The organism is Pseudonocardia sp. EV170527-09 (assembly GCF_008369905.1).
GTDB lineage: Bacteria > Actinomycetota > Actinomycetes > Mycobacteriales > Pseudonocardiaceae > Pseudonocardia.
In genome coordinates, this window is the sequence record NZ_VRMC01000303.1 from 1 (window position 1) to 587 (window position 587).

At 64.1% G+C, this 587-nt stretch carries 2 protein-coding genes; both read left to right on the forward strand.

Annotated elements, in window-relative coordinates; translation table 11 throughout:
- The first annotated feature begins 68 nt into the window (after nt 1–68).
- The gene (locus FVA95_RS29240) at nt 69–362 is read left to right on the forward strand and encodes a transposase (RefSeq protein ID WP_161992396.1); all 294 of its coding nucleotides are present in this window, start codon (nt 69–71) and stop codon (nt 360–362) included.
- A gap of 122 nt (nt 363–484) precedes the next feature.
- The coding region (locus FVA95_RS34210; RefSeq protein ID WP_368667387.1) for a transposase at nt 485–587 on the forward strand (103 nt) is incomplete at its 3' end.

Genomic DNA, 587 nt, shown 5'->3' on the forward strand with positions numbered 1-587 from the left:
TGAGCTTGACCCCTGACGCCGGACACGTCACCTGAGGTGGACCCGGTCCACCAGGGAGGATGTTGTTCGTGCCTGCACCTCACCCGCCCGAGTTCCGGCGCCGCGCCGTGGACCTTGCTCGTGCTGGCGACAAGCCGGTGTCTGCGATCGCGAAGGAACTGTCGATATCGGAGTCGTGTTTGCGGAGCTGGATGGCCCAGGCCGCCGCCGACGACACCGGCGGCTCCGATTCACGGCTGAGTAGCGCCGAGAAACGCGAATTGACCGGGCTCCGTAAGGAGAAGCGTCGCCTTGAGGTGGAGAATGAGATTCTCAAGCGGGCGGCCGCGTATTTCGCCCGGGAGAACGTTCTCCCAAAGTAGTTTTCCCGCTGGTCCGTGAACTCGCCGACGATGGATTCGACGTCGCGGTGACCTGCCGGGTCCTTGGCGTGCGCCGCCAAGGCTACTACGAATGGCGATCCGGGCACAAATCCGTTCGGGCGGTGGAGAACGAGTTGTTGCTCAAACGCATCACCACGATCCACGAAGAATCCCGCGGAACGTACGGGTGGCCGCGTGTCCACGCCGAGCTCACGCTCGGTCTGG